The sequence below is a fragment of the Nonomuraea sp. NPDC052116 genome, assembly GCF_040680035.1.
In the GTDB taxonomy this organism is placed as follows: Bacteria; Actinomycetota; Actinomycetes; order Streptosporangiales; family Streptosporangiaceae; genus Nonomuraea; species Nonomuraea angiospora_A.
The window spans coordinates 393,327-407,975 of the sequence record NZ_JBFAWA010000001.1 but is presented as its reverse complement, the minus strand read 5'-3'; the positions used below and the strand labels follow the sequence as shown (position 1 = coordinate 407,975).

13 protein-coding genes are annotated in these 14,649 nt (G+C 71.4%); 9 read left to right on the top strand and 4 right to left on the bottom strand.

Annotated elements, in window-relative coordinates; genetic code table 11:
- Both AB0L65_RS01830 and AB0L65_RS01825 read right to left on the bottom strand, forming a co-directional pair.
- Entirely contained in the window at positions 1–1,347 is a 1,347-nt protein-coding gene (locus AB0L65_RS01830) for a cytochrome ubiquinol oxidase subunit I (protein ID WP_364239431.1), read from the bottom strand.
- 180 nt (positions 1,348–1,527) lie between these two features.
- Positions 1,528–2,388, bottom strand: coding sequence for a polysaccharide deacetylase family protein (locus tag AB0L65_RS01825; RefSeq protein WP_364239429.1), 861 nt, complete (start codon positions 2,386–2,388; stop codon positions 1,528–1,530).
- A 116-nt stretch (positions 2,389–2,504) separates the two neighbouring features.
- On the opposite strand from AB0L65_RS01825, the gene AB0L65_RS01820 reads away from it, so the two are divergent.
- Genes AB0L65_RS01820 through AB0L65_RS01810 form a run of 3 tightly spaced genes read left to right on the top strand, consistent with a single transcriptional unit; the run spans position 2,505 to position 4,500 of the window.
- Positions 2,505–3,122 (top strand): carbon monoxide dehydrogenase subunit G, encoded by a 618-nt coding sequence (locus AB0L65_RS01820; protein WP_364239427.1) that lies wholly within the window; start codon positions 2,505–2,507, stop codon positions 3,120–3,122.
- A gap of 42 nt (positions 3,123–3,164) precedes the next feature.
- Positions 3,165–4,061 carry a hypothetical protein gene (locus AB0L65_RS01815; protein ID WP_364239426.1) on the top strand — a complete coding sequence of 299 codons (897 nt, stop codon included), beginning with the start codon at positions 3,165–3,167 and terminating at the stop codon, positions 4,059–4,061.
- A 34-nt stretch (positions 4,062–4,095) separates the two neighbouring features.
- Positions 4,096–4,500, top strand: a complete 405-nt coding sequence (locus AB0L65_RS01810) for a MarR family transcriptional regulator (protein ID WP_350722579.1) — start codon at positions 4,096–4,098, stop codon at positions 4,498–4,500.
- Here AB0L65_RS01810 and AB0L65_RS01805 read toward each other — a convergent pair.
- Positions 4,472–5,194 (bottom strand): thymidine kinase, encoded by a 723-nt coding sequence (locus tag AB0L65_RS01805; protein WP_364239715.1) that lies wholly within the window; start codon positions 5,192–5,194, stop codon positions 4,472–4,474. The genes AB0L65_RS01810 and AB0L65_RS01805 overlap by 29 nt on opposite strands.
- 65 nt (positions 5,195–5,259) lie before the next feature.
- Here AB0L65_RS01805 and AB0L65_RS01800 point away from each other — a divergent pair, with 65 nt between their 5' ends.
- From AB0L65_RS01800 to AB0L65_RS01780, 5 genes are all read left to right on the top strand, one after another.
- Positions 5,260–7,260 carry a hydantoinase/oxoprolinase family protein gene (locus tag AB0L65_RS01800; RefSeq protein WP_364239424.1) on the top strand — a complete coding sequence of 667 codons (2,001 nt, stop codon included), beginning with the start codon at positions 5,260–5,262 and terminating at the stop codon, positions 7,258–7,260.
- Positions 7,253–9,061: a hydantoinase B/oxoprolinase family protein gene (locus AB0L65_RS01795; protein ID WP_364239423.1), complete on the top strand. Its 1,809-nt coding sequence runs from the start codon at positions 7,253–7,255 to the stop codon at positions 9,059–9,061. Before AB0L65_RS01800 ends, AB0L65_RS01795 begins: the two co-directional genes overlap by 8 nt.
- Before the next feature lie 12 nt (positions 9,062–9,073).
- On the top strand, positions 9,074–9,958 hold the full coding sequence (locus AB0L65_RS01790) for a Gfo/Idh/MocA family oxidoreductase (protein ID WP_364239421.1): 885 nt from the start codon (positions 9,074–9,076) through the stop codon (positions 9,956–9,958).
- A gap of 83 nt (positions 9,959–10,041) precedes the next feature.
- Positions 10,042–11,049, top strand: a complete 1,008-nt coding sequence (locus AB0L65_RS01785) for an NAD-dependent epimerase/dehydratase family protein (RefSeq protein ID WP_364239419.1) — start codon at positions 10,042–10,044, stop codon at positions 11,047–11,049.
- A gap of 49 nt (positions 11,050–11,098) precedes the next feature.
- On the top strand, positions 11,099–12,154 hold the full coding sequence (locus AB0L65_RS01780) for a dihydrodipicolinate synthase family protein (RefSeq protein WP_350722569.1): 1,056 nt from the start codon (positions 11,099–11,101) through the stop codon (positions 12,152–12,154).
- Positions 12,155–12,216: 62 nt separating this feature from the next.
- Here the strand turns inward: AB0L65_RS01780 and AB0L65_RS01775 are convergent, their stop codons facing one another.
- Positions 12,217–13,422: a hypothetical protein gene (locus AB0L65_RS01775; protein WP_364239418.1), complete on the bottom strand. Its 1,206-nt coding sequence runs from the start codon at positions 13,420–13,422 to the stop codon at positions 12,217–12,219.
- A gap of 74 nt (positions 13,423–13,496) precedes the next feature.
- On the opposite strand from AB0L65_RS01775, the gene AB0L65_RS01770 reads away from it, so the two are divergent.
- The gene (locus tag AB0L65_RS01770) at positions 13,497–14,633 is read left to right on the top strand and encodes a DegT/DnrJ/EryC1/StrS family aminotransferase (protein ID WP_364239417.1); all 1,137 of its coding nucleotides are present in this window, start codon (positions 13,497–13,499) and stop codon (positions 14,631–14,633) included.
- Positions 14,634–14,649: the final 16 nt, after the last annotated feature.

The following is a 14,649-nucleotide window of genomic DNA, read 5'->3' as shown; positions in this document are numbered from 1 at the left end:
TCAGTACATCAGCGACGGCTCGCGCCGCTCGGCGGCGGCGGGGGTGGGCGCCTGCTCCTCGACGCCCTTGCGGACATGCCTGGTCAGCAGGACGACCTCGGCCACGGCGAGCGCGCCGTACAGGAGTGTGAAGATCGTCAGGGACGTGGCCACCTCGGCCAGGCTCACCCCCGGCGACACGCTGGAGGCGGTGAGCAGCTCGCCCGCGACCGTCCACGGCTGGCGGCCGATCTCGCTCAGCAGCCACCCGGCGATCACCGAGAGCAGCGGCAGCGGCACCGCCAGGAGCATCGCCCGCGACAGCCATCTCGGGAACTCACGCCTGCGCCGGGTCAGCCAGAGGCCCAGCACCGACAGGCCCACCGTGGCCATCCCGAACCCCATCATCACCCGGAACGACCAGAACACGACCGGCTCGTTCGGCCGGTAGTCGCCCGGGCCGAACTGCTGCTCGAAGCGGCGCTGCAGGTCCTCGGTGCCCTGGACGGTGGCGTTCGGGTCGTGGGCGGACAGGAAGCTGAGGACCTTGGGGATCTCGACGCCCGGGACGAGGGAGAACGCCGCGCCGGCCGTGTCGCGCTCCAGGCCCTCGGCGGAGGCCAGCTTCATGGGCTGCTGCTCGTACATCAGCCTGGCCGACATGTCGCCGGTGCCCGCGACGACGGCGCCCGCGAGGGCCGTCATGACGAGGGCGGCGCGGGCCGCGCTGCGCCACATCGGGGCGCGCGTCCTGAGCAGCCAGTAGCCGCTCACGGCCAGGACGAAGCCGCCCGCCACGATGAACGCCGCCCCGATCACATGGGGCACCTGGGCCACCGCCGTGGAGTTGGTCAGCACGGCCCACAGGTCGGTCATCCTGGCCCTGCCGTCCACGACCTCGTAGCCGACGGGGTGCTTCATCCAGGCGTTGGCCGCGAGGATGAAATACGCCGACAGGTTGGACCCGATGGCGGCCGCCCAGATGCACGCCAGGTGCGCCTTCTTCGGCAGCCGGTCCCATCCGAAGATCCACAGCCCCAGGAACGTGGACTCCATGAAGAAGGCCAGCAGCGCCTCCATGGCCAGCGGCGCTCCGAAGACGTCGCCGACGAACGTTGAGTATTCACTCCAGTTCATCCCGAACTGGAACTCCTGCACGATGCCGGTGACCACGCCCATGGCGAAGTTGATCAGGAACAGCTTCCCGAAGAACTTCGTGAGCTTCAGGTAGTGCTCTTTCCCTGTCCGGTGCCAGGCCGTCTGCAGGCCCGCCACGAAGATCCCCAGACCGATGGTCAAGGGCACGAACAGAAAGTGGTACACGGTGGTCACCCCGAACTGCCACCGTGCCAGGTCAAGTGCGTCCATCTCCCCGCCGACTCCCTGAGCTCTACAGCGTGTAGTTTATCTACTTGAAGTAGTACTACAGCTCGTAGAGCAACGCGATGCGAGCTTGGTCACATCGCTCCCCGTTGGTTGTTGCCGCATCGAGGATCCCGTGCGGGCGGGCCCCGGCGCGTCCGCCGCCGGGGTGATTCAGGGGTACGCCTACCGGTCGACGGTCATGGCGGCCAGGTACGCCTGGAGGTTGCCCAGCTCGAATCCGCGGCGCTTGATCTTGTTGACCAGGACGCGGAAGTCCCCGGCCAGGTTGGGACGGAAGTGGAGGAGCAGGATGTCGCCCGGGCGCAGGCGCTTGTCGGGCACCTGGTAGGCGATCTTGCCGCCCGGCTGGACGGTGGCCGTCCAGAGGAGGACCGCCTCGATGCCGCAGCTCTTGGCGGCCCTGAGCGTGTCGGTGTTGTAGTTGCCGAACGGGGGCCTGAACAGCGTGGGCCTGGCGCCCAGCTCCTTCCTGATGACCTGGGAGGAGCCGCAGATCTCGCGGCGCTGGGCGTCCCGGGAGAGCAGGCGGAGGTTGGGGTGGGTGAGGGTGTGGTTCTCGATGGCGACGTCGGCGTTGCGGAGCTGCCGGAAATATCCCCATTTACCAGCACCTACGTATTTCCCTGGGCCGCCGGCCGGGTCCGGGGTGCCCTTGGCCTCCACGGCGTCGCGCATGGCGAAGGCGGTGATGGGGATGTGCTGGTCGCGTACCTGCTTGACGAAGCCCGGATCCTGCTCCCAGCCGTCGTCGATGGTCAGGAAGACGACCTTGCGCTTGGTGGGGATCGAGCTGATCACGGGCGGCAGGTCGCCGGCGCGCCCGACCGGGCGCACCTCGCCCGTGCGCGGCTGCTCGCCCGGCGGGCCGTGCCGGGTGGCCTTGGGCCGTGCGGACGGGGAACTCGGCGCGGAGGTGGTGCCGGGCCGGCGGACGCTCGCGGTCTCGGCGGGGGTGCACGCGGCGACGAGGGCCAGCACGCAGGCGACGGCGGCCGGACGGGGCATGATCTTCAACGCGCGCATGGGGCCCCATCTTGCCAGGCATGATCCTCAAGTCTTGTCTTCCTCTGGCAGGTGTTGCCCTTATCCACCTGGTCCCGGCTGCTTAGAGTGGCGACATGAAGGTGGCGGGTACTGCCGTGATCGGCGTTCAGAGGGATCGGGTGTGGGCTGCGCTCCAGGATCCGGCGGTGCTGGCGAGCACCATTCCGGGATGCGAGTGCCTTGAGGAGACCGGGCCGGACACGTACCGGATGACCGTGAACGCGGGCGTCGCGTCCATCAAGGGCGTCTACCAGGGGGAGGTGTCGCTCACCGACCCGCTGGCGCCCGAGAGCTTCACGCTCAAGGCGCGCGGGCAGGGCGCGCCCGGGACGGTGGACGCCACCGTCGTGGTGCGGCTGAGCGAGGTCGAGGACGGGACCCGGGTCGACTACGACGCCGACGCGGTGATCGGCGGGATGATCGGCGGGGTCGGGCAGCGCATGCTGGGGTCGGTGGCCAAGCGGACGGCGGGGGAGTTCTTCGCGGCCGTGGAGGATCACCTGTGCGCGGCGGCCGTTCCCGCCGGCGCGCAGGTGCCCGCCGAGGCGGAAGCGGTGAGCCCGGCGGGCGGCGCCGTGTACGGGCGGGCCCCCAGACCGCACACGCAGACGCGGCCGTGGGTGATGCTGGCGTCGTTCGGGATGGGGGCGGGCATCGCGCTCACCGGCGTCGCGGTGGGCTGGCTCATCGGACGGGCCTCCCGGCGCCCATGAGGGCTCTCGCGGAAAAGGATCTCCAGGCGTAGCGTGGCTGGTATGCGGCAGGCACACGCGGAAGACGCACGAACCGAAGCCAGGAGAGTCGTTCGCAACCTGCTGGGCGACGAGCGCCCCACAGCCGAGACCTTGATCGTCGACGTGCGCCCGGTGCTCGGGGACGAGCGGACCGAGCGGACGCTGGAGCTCGCGCTCGGAGCCTCGCTCACCCGGCGCTCGGCCGAGCTGGCCGCCATCGCCGCGCTGCTCGTGGGCACCCGCGAGCTGGGCGAGGAGTGGTGGATCCGGCCCAGGGGCGGCAAGCTGCCGGCCCCCGACGAGGTGGTGCGCACGGCGGTCGCGATCGAGCCCTGGACCGATCTGACCGCGCTGGAGATGCTGGCCGCCTGGATCTCCGACGACGCCGCCGACCAGCTGTGGGGCCGGCCCGTCGCCGAGGTCGATCTCAACTCGTGGCATGCCGAGGACCGCTTCCGGCTGCCGCCCGGGGTGAAGCCGGGGCAGCGGCTGGTCGTTCACTTCGACGCCGGCGGGCGGCTCGACGCGGTCGTCACCCGCAGGCCCGACGAGGATCTCGGGTCCAACCTCGACTTCCACTCCCTGCGTTACTCCCGGCCCGCCGAGGCGCAGTGGAGCTGGGGGGTGGCGGCCGGGCTGGGGCCGCACCGGCTGCCCGGCGAGGACCCCGACCCGTACGCCCGCGAGGTTCCGGCCGCCGCCGGGGGAGTCCTGCGGGCCTGGGCGGTGCGGCACGGCGCCACCCGGGAGCAGCTCGGCGAGCGGTGGCAGACGGTCGGCGACGTGGTGGCCGCCATCGAACGCGTGGACTGGATGTGGCGGAGCGGGGAGTGGTTCGGGTGGTGGCGGGGCGCCTCGGCGCTCGTGGACGACTCGGCGTACCTTCCCTACCGCCTGGAGGAGCTGGCCGCCGGATAGCCGCCCGGCGAAAGGGTTGTGTGACAATCGAGGCGTGTCGCGACGTCGCCTCGGTTATCTGCTCAAGCACGCCAACCTGCGCCTGGGGGAGCTGACGGGGCCGGCGCTGGAGCCGTACGAGATCGACGGGCGGGAGTTCGGGGTCATGTCGGTGCTCCGCACGCCGGAGCCGCTCTCCCAGCTGGAGGCCGCCCAGCGCCTGGGCATCGACCGGACGACGATGGTCGCGCTGCTGGACGGCCTGGAGCGCAAGAAGCTCGTCGGGCGCCGGCCGCATCCCGCCGACCGGCGCAAGAACATGGTGGAGCTGACCGGCCACGGGCGCGAGGTCCTGGAGGCGGCCACCCGCGCCGTGGGCGTGGCGGAGGAGGAGTTCCTGGCGGACCTGCCGGAGGAGGATCGGCGGCTGTTCAGAGACCTGCTGGACCGCCTGGTGTGAGGACGCTCCGGCCCTGGCCCTCGCCCTGGCCCTCGCCCTCGCCGAGCCGGCCGGAGCGGTGGTGGCGGCGGCAGAGCACCTGGTAGCGCACCGGCGAGGCGTCGGTGTCGCCGATCACGACCTGCTCGCCCGTACGCGCCATGACCCCGCCCACCACCCTGGCGTTGAGCTGCCCGGGACGGCCGCACCAGCACAGCACCTCGACCTGCAGCCGGCACACCTCGTCCGCCAGCTCGAACAGCCGCTGCGCCGCCGGGAACATCACCGAGCGGAAGTCCGAGGCCAGCCCGAACGCGTAGACGTCCACGCAGTGCTCGTCCACCAGGTCCGCGAGCTGCTCGATCTGCGGGACGGTGTAGAAGCAGGCCTCGTCGCAGATGAGGAAGTCGATGCGGTCGTGGGAGGTGACCAATTCCACGATGTCGAGGGAGTCCTCCACCTCGATGGCCTCCAGGCCGAGGCCGATCCGGCTGGTGATCTTGGGGCCGCCGGAGCGGTCGTGCTTGGTCAGCACCAGACCACGCCTACCCTGGCGTCCGTGGTTGTAATTCATCTGGAGTGCCAACGTGGACTTCCCGCAGTCCATGGGGCCGAAGTAAAACTTGAGCACGGCATCCCGGGCGCCAGACGGCACGGCAGACAAGGCAGACAGTTCAGTCACGGGGGGCCAGCTTAGTGGCTTGGCTTGTTCCATGACCTCGTGGGACATTTCTCCTCTGGAGTTCGCAGGAAGAACAGTGGTCACCGAGCTGAGGAGCCATGCGTAGCGTGCGTATCGGAGTGGACACCGGAGGAACCTTCACCGACGTGGTCGCGGTGGACGAGGAGACCGGTGAGATCCTCACGACCAAGACCCCGTCGACGCCCGCCGACCCGGCGGACGGGTTCGTCGCGGGCATCGAGAAGCTCGGCGCGACCGACATCGGGTCGATCGTCCACGGCACCACGGTGGCCACGAACCAACTGCTCGAGGACCGGATCTCCAACCTCGGGTTCATCACGACCGAAGGTTTCGAGTACGTCCTGGAGATCGCCAGGCAGAGCGTGCCCGACGGCTACGGCAACTCCTACTTCTGGGTCAAACCGCCCAGGATCGTTCCCGTGCACCTGGTGAAGACCGTCGGGGGGCGGCTCGATCACCTGGGGCAGGAGGTGTGGCCGTTCTCGGAGGAGCAGGCCGTGGAGGTGGCCCGCTGGTTCCGGGCCAAGGGGATCAACGCGATCGGCGTCTGCTTCCTGCACTCCTACGCCAACCCCGAGCACGAGCGCCGCATGCGCGAGGTGCTGTGGCGCGAGCACCCGGAGGCGGTGATCTCGCTGTCGAGCGACGTGCTGCGCGAGTACCGCGAGTACGAGCGCTCGGTCACCACGCTGGTGGACGCCGCCGTCAAGCCCGCCATGCGCGGCTACATCGCGAGCCTGTCCAACCGGCTCGGCAAGCCGTTCTCCGTCATGAAGTCCAACGGCGGCATCCTGTCGGCCCGCGAGGTCGTCAACCAGCCGATCACCACCGTCCTGTCGGGCCCGGCGGCGGGCGCGCTCGGCGCGGCGCTCATCGCCTCCACGGCGGGGCACCCGTCGGTGATCACGCTGGACGGCGGCGGCACCTCGACCGACGTGGCCGTGGTGATCGACGGCGAGCCCTCGATCACCACCGAGGGCTCCGTGGGCCGCTACCCGTGCAAGATCCCGATGATCGACATCATCACCGTCGGCGCGGGCGGCGGCTCGATCGCGTGGATCTCGCCCGAGGGCACGCTCAAGGTCGGCCCCAGGTCCGCGGGCGCCGACCCCGGCCCCATCTGCTACGGCAGGGGCGGGACGGAGGTGACGGTCACCGACGCGCACGTGTTCCTCGGCCGGATCCCGCCCCACCTGCTCGGCGGCGAGATCCCGCTGGACGCCGACGCCGCGCGCGGCGGCATCGAGGCGCTGGCCGACAAGCTGGGGCTCACCCCCGAGCGCACCGCGACGGGCATCCTGGAGATCAGCGCGTTCAACCAGAGCAACGCGATCAGGCAGCTCACCGTCAAGCGCGGGCTGGACGTGCGTGACTTCCCGCTGGTGACGTTCGGCGGGTCCGGGCCGCTGCTGGCGTGCCGGCTGATCGACATCCTCGGCCTGCCGGCCGTGATCGTCCCGCGCGACCCCGGGAACGTTTCAGCGTTCGGGTTGCTGACGGTGGACGTCAAGAACGACTACGTCCGTACGTACGTCACCCGCGACCTCTCGCTCGGCAAGGCCGTCGAGATCTTCCACGACCTGGAGCATCAGGCGGGCGAGGCGCTCGACCGCGAGGGCTTCGACGACCCGGTCTACCTGCGCAGCGCCGACCTGCGCTACTACGGCCAGGCGTACGAGGTGCGGGTGCCGGCCCCGGCGGGTGAGATCGACGAGGACTGGCAGGCCGAGGTGGTCGACCGCTTCCACGCGGCCCACGAGAAGCTGTACGGGTACGCGTACCGGGACGACCCCCGCCACGGCGTCGAATGGGTGAACCTGCGCGTCTCCGGCATCGGCCCCATCACCCGCCCGGCCATCCGCCGCCTGGACAAGGCCGGCGAGGGCGCCACCTCGGTGCGTCCCGTGCATTTCGACGAGACCCGCGACACCGCGATCCACCAGCGCTCCGCCCTCGGCCCCGGCGCCACGGTCACCGGGCCGGCTGTGATCGAGGAGTACGGCTCGACGATCCCGATCCACCCAGGCTTCACCGCGAAGGTGGACGAGTACGGAAATGTGGAGGTCCGCCGTGACTGATCCGATCTTGGTGGAGATCGTCGAGGGCACGCTGGCGTCCGTCGAGAAGGAGGTCGAGACGGCCATCGCCCGCACGGCCCGCTCGCCGATGATCCGCGACGCGCACGACTTCCGCGCGGGCATCCACGACGTACGGCTGCGCAAGCTCACCGGCCGCTCCTACAGCGCGCTCGTCCAGCCGGTGGTGCGCGACTTCCCGGTCGAGACGATGAAGCCCGGCGACGTGTACTTCCACAACGACGTCTACCTCTCCGAGGGCGGCATCGGCCACCTGCCCGACCTGTGCGTGACCGTGCCCGTCTTCCACGAGGGCGCCGTCGTGGCGTTCGTGCAGGCGTTCGGCCACCACGACGACATCGGCGGCTCCGTGCCCGGCTCCATGCCCTCGCACGCCCGGTCGGTGTTCGAAGAGGGCCTGATGGTGCCGCCGATCAAGCTGTGGGACCAGGGCGTGCCGAACGAGGCCGCGCTGCGCATCATGACCCGCAACTCCCGCATGCCCGACTCGCTGGCCGGCGACCTCGACGCCGAGTGCTCGGCCTGCCTGATGGGAGCGCGGCGGCTGGGCGAGCTGTTCGACCGGTACGGCAGGCAGGCCGTCGAGGAGTGCTTCGACGCGATCATCTCCAAGACCACCGAGACGTTCCGCAGGGAGCTGCTGGCCAAGATCCCCGAGGGGACGTACGTGTGGGAGGACTACGCCGAGCACGACGGCGTGGACGAGCCCCGCCTGCACGCCCAGCGGATCACGCTCACGGTCGACCACGCCGCCGACTCCCCGCTCACGATCGACTTCACCGGCACGTCGCCGCAGGCCAAGGGGCCGATCAACCACGCGGGCGACTACGCCGACGGCGTCTTCCTGAAGAAGTGGCTGGCCCCGGTGCTGCGCAACCTGGCCGACACGCCCGAGCGGATGGCCGAGCTGGACGTCAACGAGGGCGTCGTGCCTCTCATCAAGATGGTCTTCCCGGAGAAGGGCACCCTGCTCACCCCGGTCTTCCCGGCCCCCACGAACGCCCGCACGTTCGTCATCCTGCGCCTGCTCGGCGTGCTCGCCGGCGTGCTGGCCAAGGCCACGAACGGCCGCATGCCGGCCGACCAGGAGACCATCCGCTACACCGGCGTGTACGGCACGGACGCCGACGACCAGCCGTACCTGATGCGCGAGGTCCTGGGCGGCGGCTCGGGCGGGCGCTGGTACGCCGACGGCGAGGACACCATCCACGTGGTGCCCGACTCGCGCAACATCCCGGTGGAGTTCGCCGAGGCGCGCTGGCCGTTCCGGGTGGAGCGGCTGGCACTGGCCTGCGACTCCGGCGGGCCCGGCATGTTCAGGGGCGGGCTGGGCTACGACAAGCACATCAGGATGCTCAGGGACGCCTCCTACATGTCGATCGCCGACCGCTCGATCCTGTCCTGCTGGGGCGTCAACGGCGGCCTCGCGGGGCGGCCGTTCCGGGTGGAGATCGCGGGCAAGGAGATGGAGGGCCTGGTCGACGACCATCCGGTGCAGGCCGGTGAGCTGATCCGCATCCGTACGACCGGGGGCGGCGGCTGGGGCTCCCCGTACGACCGCGACCCCCGGGCGGTGGCCGCCGACGTGCGGGACGGGAAGGTGTCGATCGCGGGCGCGCTGGGCGACTACGGCGTGGTGCTCGACGGCGACCGCATCGACGAGCAGGGCACCGCCGAGCTCCGCGCCCGCCTGCGCCCTCCGGGCGACCGCTTCTTCGACCGTGGGCCCGGGTACGCGAAGCTGTCGGGCGGACGCGCGTACGCCGAGGTGGACGAGCTTTAGGGAGATACCGTCGTGCGCATTGTCCTGGCCGGGCTGGCCACCAGTCATCCGTACACCGACGCCCACACCCTGGCCCGCCACGCGGAGCTGGTGGTGTGGGAGCAGGACCCCGAGCGGCTGCGGCGCTTCACCGACCGGCACCCGGCGGCGAAGGTGGCCGGCAGCCTCGGCGAGGCGCTGGCCACCGGGCCCGACGGCGTGGTGCTGACCGTGCCCAACCCGCAGGTGCCCGAGGCGCTGGCCCGGGTCCTGGAGACCGGCGCGCCCTGTTTCGTGAACAAGCCGGCCGCCGCCAGCCGGGTCCAGCTCGACGCGCTCGACCGGCTGGCGATCGGCGACCGGGTGCTGTCGAGCTCGGTGCTGAGGTTCGCCCCCGCGTTCGCCGGGGTCCGGGTCGATCCCGGCGACGTGCTGGCCGTGCGGGCCACCGTACGGCACGACGTGGGGTTGTGGGCCGACGGCTACAACGCCTGGCAGGACACGCCCGGCGAGGGCGGCGGGACCATGGTGACCATGGGCATCCACGGCGTCGAGCTGCTGGTCGCCCTGCTGGGGCCGGACGTGCGGCTGGTGGGCGCCGCCGGGGCCAAGCGGCACTACCAGGGCCTGCGCTCCGAGGACACCGGCGTGATGGCGCTGCGGTGGGGGAGCGGCGTCACGGGGACGGTGGAGATCCTCGGCGTCTCCGAGGGTGAGGCCTACACCGTCACCGTGCACAGGCGCGACGGCTCCGAGTCGATCGTGATCGAGAGCGGCGACGACCCCGTCAAGGGGCTCGGGTACGAGGGGACGATCGACGCGTTCCTCTCCATGGTGCGCGGCGCGCCCAGCCCGGTGCCGTGGGAGCAGACCAGGGCGATCCTCGATGTGCTGGTCACAGCCCGTGAGGTCGCCTGACCCAGTTGTGCGTACCCGTTGACAGCCTAAGTCTGCGAGAGTTACGGTCTGGACCGTAAATAACAGACGGAGGAGATACCCGCGTGCGCACGACAGCGGAACTCGAGGAGCGCCTGGCCCGGCCCGGCGCCGGGCTGGTGGACGATCTCAGCGGGCTCGACGGCGACATCCTGATCCTGGGCGCCGGCGGCAAGCTGGGGCCGAGCCTGGTACGGCTGGCCCTCAACGCCACGAACGGGGACCGGCGGATCATCGCGGTCTCGCGCTTCTCCGAGCCGGGGCTCGCCGAGTCGCTGGCCGAGGACGGCGCGACCGTGGTGTCCGCCGACGTGGCCGACGAGCAGGCGCTGCGCGACCTGCCCGACGCGCCGAACGTGGTCTTCCTGGTCGGCGCCAAGTTCGGCACGCAGGGGCGTGAGCACGCCACCTGGTTCACCAACGCGTACCTGCCCGGGAGGGTCGCCGACCGCTTCCGGCACAGCCGGATCGCCGCCCTGTCCACCGGGAACGTCTACCCGCTCGTCCCCGTCACCGGCGGCGGCAGCACGGAGGACTCCCCGACGGGGCCCGTGGGCGACTACGCCATGAGCTGCCTGGGGCGCGAGCGGGTGCTGACGCACTTCTCCGAGACGTACGGCACGCCGCTGTCGCTCGTCCGCCTCAACTACGCGGTCGAGCTGCGCTACGGCGTGCTCATCGACCTCGCGCAGAAGATCCTCGCCGGGGAGCCCGTCGACCTGTCGACGGGCCAGGTGAACGTGGTCTGGCAGGGCTACGCGAACGAGGTCACGCTCCGGTCGCTGGCCCTGGCCTCCGCGCCGCCGTACGTCCTCAACGTGACCGGGCCCGAGCTGCTCTCCGTGCGGCGGATCGCCCTGGACCTCGGCGCGGCGCTGGGCAAGGAGCCCGTGTTCACCGGGGAGGAGGCGCCGACCGCGCTGCTGTCGAACGCGGGGCGCTGCCACCGCCTGTTCGGCTACCCCGAGCTCACGCCCGCCGAGCTCATCGAGCACACGGCGCGATGGGTGGCCGACGGCGGGCCGCTGCTCGGCAAACCCACCAAGTTCGAACGCCGTGACGGCCGCTTCTGACCGGTTCCGCCACTTCGCACGCCATATCAACGACCAAGGGGGACCTCACGTGCTCAGCACGGCTCCACAGGCGCAGACGTCCGTTCGCGACCTGTTCAGGCGCGGCCTGGTGATCCCGGCGCACCCGCTCGCGCTCACCGAGGACAGGAAGCTGGACGAGCGCCGCCAGCGGGCGCTGACCCGCTACTACGTCGAGGCGGGCGCGGGCGGGCTGGCGGTGGGCGTGCACACGACGCAGTTCGCCATCCACGGCACCGGCCTGCTGCCGCCCGTGCTCGAACTGGCCGCCCGCACCGCCAAGGAGGTCGAGCGCGAGGTGGTGCTGGTGGCCGGGGCGACCGGGCCCACCGCCCAGGCGGTGGCCGAGGCGGAGCTGGCCAGGTCGCTCGGCTACCACATGGTGCTGCTGAGCCCCTACCGGGAGCTCGACGAGAACGCGCTCATCGAGCGGGCCAGGGCCGTGGGCGAGGTGCTGCCGGTGATCGGCTTCTACCTGCAGCCCGCGGTGGGCGGGCGCACCCTGTCCCGTGACTTCTGGACGCGGCTGGCCGCCGTGGAGTCCGTCGTCGGCATCAAGGTCGCGCCCTTCGACCGCTATCGCACGCTGGACGTGCTGCACGGCGTCGTACGGGCGGGGCGGGCCGGGGAGGTGGCGCTCTACACGGGCAACGACGACCACATCCTGGCCGACCTCATCACCTCGCACCGGGTGGTCGTGGACGGGCGCGAGGTGGAGGTCGAGTTCGTCGGCGGGCTGCTCGGGCAGTGGGCCGTGTGGGTGCGGCGGGCCGTGGAACTGCTGGAGGAGGCCAAGCTCGCCCGGGGCGGTGACGACGCGGTGGTACGGCGGCTGCTCACGCTGGACGGGCACCTGACGGATGCCAACGCGGCCATCTTCGACTCGGCCAACGGGTTCCACGGGTGCATTCCGGGCATCCACGAGGTGCTGCGGCGGCAGGGGCTCTTGGCGGGGCGATGGTGCCTGGACCCGGCGGAGGAGCTTTCGCCGGGGCAGCTCGCGGAGATCGATCGGATCTGGGGCGCGTACCCGTGGCTCCGGGACGACGACTTCGTCTCGGCCGGACTCGACCGCTGGCTCTCCTGACCCCCATGCCCCTCCTCCCCACCACCCCCACACCCACCACCCCTGCGCCCGGGGTGCGTGGGTCAGAGGGTCAGGCGGTAGAGGGTCAGGGGGCGGCCGCTGGTGCCGCTGGTGAGGTTGCCGGTGCGCTCCGCCAGGCCCGCGAGCTCCAGCCGATGAAGCATGCGCCGGGCCGTGCGCTGCTGGACGGCCAGCCGTTCGGCGATCTCGCGGGTCGTCAGCGGCTCGTCCCCCGCCGCCGCCCGCGCCTCCAGGAGCTTCTCCAGCGTGGGCACCGACAGGCCGACGCGGCGGGCGATGACCGACAGGTTCTGCGCCCCCGTGGGCGCCGGGGTGACCGACTCCAGGACGATGTCCGTGTCCGCCCGCAGCGACAGGACCGCGGCCACCTCGCCGATCCGGCGGGCCCTGGCCAGGGCGCGGCGGGCCAGGCTCTCGGCCTCCGCCGCGCTGCGGCCCAGGCCGAAGCCGACGCGTACGACGTCGTTCTGGCCGGCCAGCCGCGCCAGCATGGGCAGCCCGGTGAAGCCGCCCGTGGCGTCGTGGAGCGGGCCGCGGGTCGTCACCAGCAGGTGCGTGCCGCCACGGAAGGCCGCCAGGGTGCCGCCGAGCGCCGTGGCCTCGCGCAGCAGGCCCTCCTCGTTGGCCACCTCGACGAGCCCGATCGCGATCTGGGCGTCCTCCTGGGCCTGGCCCTCGGCGGTCAGCATGAGCTGGCGCAGCGCCACCCGTACCGAATGGACGGAGGGCACCAGGCGCAGCACGGGGCGCTCGTCGCGCAGGGCCTCGTGCACGGAGCTCAGGCAGGTGATCACCGCGTGCGCGGGGCCCTTCCGGTGGAAGGTGACGGCCTTCTTGGAGGTCATCTCCGGCCGGTACGGCAGCGTGCGCAGATCGCCGGTGGGCAGCCCGGCCTCGGCGAACGTGGTCTGGACGTCGGCGGCCGACAGGGTGTCGATCGACAGCCGGGTGATGTCCTGGCCCTCGTGCTGGAGGCGTACGAGGGCGCTGAGCAGCGTCGCGCCCGAGTAGTCGACGAACGCCGCCGGGCGGGTGAGCGCGTCGGCGTCACGCGAGAGCATGTAGGGCACTATGCCGGTGAACAGCCACCCCTCCACGGAGGGGGCGTGCGCCTCGACGATCGCGGGCGCCTGAGACTCGTGGTCATAGTCGAGGCGCAGCGTGCTGACGCCCGGCTGCTCCTCGCAGACGGCCGCGACGTCGTCGACCAGGTCGTGCGGGCCGACGACCCCGATGACGATTCCCACCCACGCCTCCCTCTCGCTATTTTCGGTCAAGACCGCAATCATATCTTGTGAGGTGCCCGGTGAAGTTCCCGTCCATGGCAGAGGCGGACGGCCGTACGCTCGGCGACGAGGAGGTGGCCGCCGCCGAGCGGGTGATCCGCTCGGGCATGCTCAACTCCGTCTGGGGGACCGAGGCGCGGGCGCTGGAGCGTGAGATCGCCCGAGTCTACGGCTCCCGTCACGCGATCACCTGCAGCTCCGGCACCGCGGCCCTCCACCTTTCGGTCGTCGCGGCCGCGCCGGACCCCGGAGACGAGATCATCACGACCCCGATCACGGATTTCGGGACCGTGGCCCCCATCTTGGCGCAGAACGCCGTCCCTGTCTTCGCCGATGTGGATCCCTCCGACGGCAATCTCGATCCGGACGCGGTGGCCGCGCTCATCGGCCCCCGTACGAGGGCGATCATGGCGGTCCACCTGTTCGGCGCGCCGGCCAGGGTCGGCGAGCTGCGCGCGCTCGCCGACGAGCACGGCCTGACGCTGATCGAGGACTGCGCGCAGGCCTGGCTGACCGAGCTGCCCGGCGGCGGGCTCGCGGGCACGGCGGGCCAGGTCGGCTGCCTCAGCCTGCAGCAGTGGAAGCACATCACCTGCGGCGACGGCGGGGTGGCGATCACCGACGACGACGAGCTGGCCAGGCGGATGCGGCTGTTCTCGGACAAGGGCTGGGACCGCGCGGCCGGCCGGTCGCACGCCGCCTTCGGGATCAACTACCGCATGACCGAGCTCCAGGCCGCCGTGGCACGCGCTCAGCTCGCGAAACTCCCCGGCGTTGTCGCGGCCCGCCGCCGCACCGCCGGACAGCTCCTGGACGCGCTGAAAGGCCTCCCAGGGCTACGCCTGACGCGTCCGGACGGTCACGCCTGGTGGTTGTTCCCGATCGTGTGCCCGGACGGCGACGCGCCCGAGCTGGCCGCCCACCTGGCCGCGGCCGGGATCCCGGCGCGGGCCGGCTACCTCGCCGAGCCGCTGAACAGGGCGCCCGTGTGGGACGCTGCCATCTACGGCTCCTCCCGTTACCCGCTCGAGGACTACCGGCCCAACCCCTGCCCACAGGCGGAGCTCATGGTGGACCGTACGCTGCTGGTCATCGACTGGAACGAGGCCTACACCCCCGAGCACGTCGAGCTGATCGCCCAGGAAATCACGAAATTTCGGGCTCGACCGTAGTTACGTTCATGTATCA

Bases quoted from the DNA above. Each gene is read 5' to 3' on its own strand.
- AB0L65_RS01830 (WP_364239431.1), bottom strand. From the start codon at position 1,347: ATGGACGCACTTGACCTGGCACGGTGGCAGTTCGGGGTGACCACCGTG.
- AB0L65_RS01825 (WP_364239429.1), bottom strand. From the start codon at position 2,388: ATGCGCGCGTTGAAGATCATGCCCCGTCCGGCCGCCGTCGCCTGCGTG.
- AB0L65_RS01815 (WP_364239426.1), top strand. From the start codon at position 3,165: ATGCGGCAGGCACACGCGGAAGACGCACGAACCGAAGCCAGGAGAGTC.
- AB0L65_RS01805 (WP_364239715.1), bottom strand. From the start codon at position 5,194: ATGGAACAAGCCAAGCCACTAAGCTGGCCCCCCGTGACTGAACTGTCT.
- AB0L65_RS01800 (WP_364239424.1), top strand. From the start codon at position 5,260: ATGCGTAGCGTGCGTATCGGAGTGGACACCGGAGGAACCTTCACCGAC.
- AB0L65_RS01770 (WP_364239417.1), top strand. From the start codon at position 13,497: ATGGCAGAGGCGGACGGCCGTACGCTCGGCGACGAGGAGGTGGCCGCC.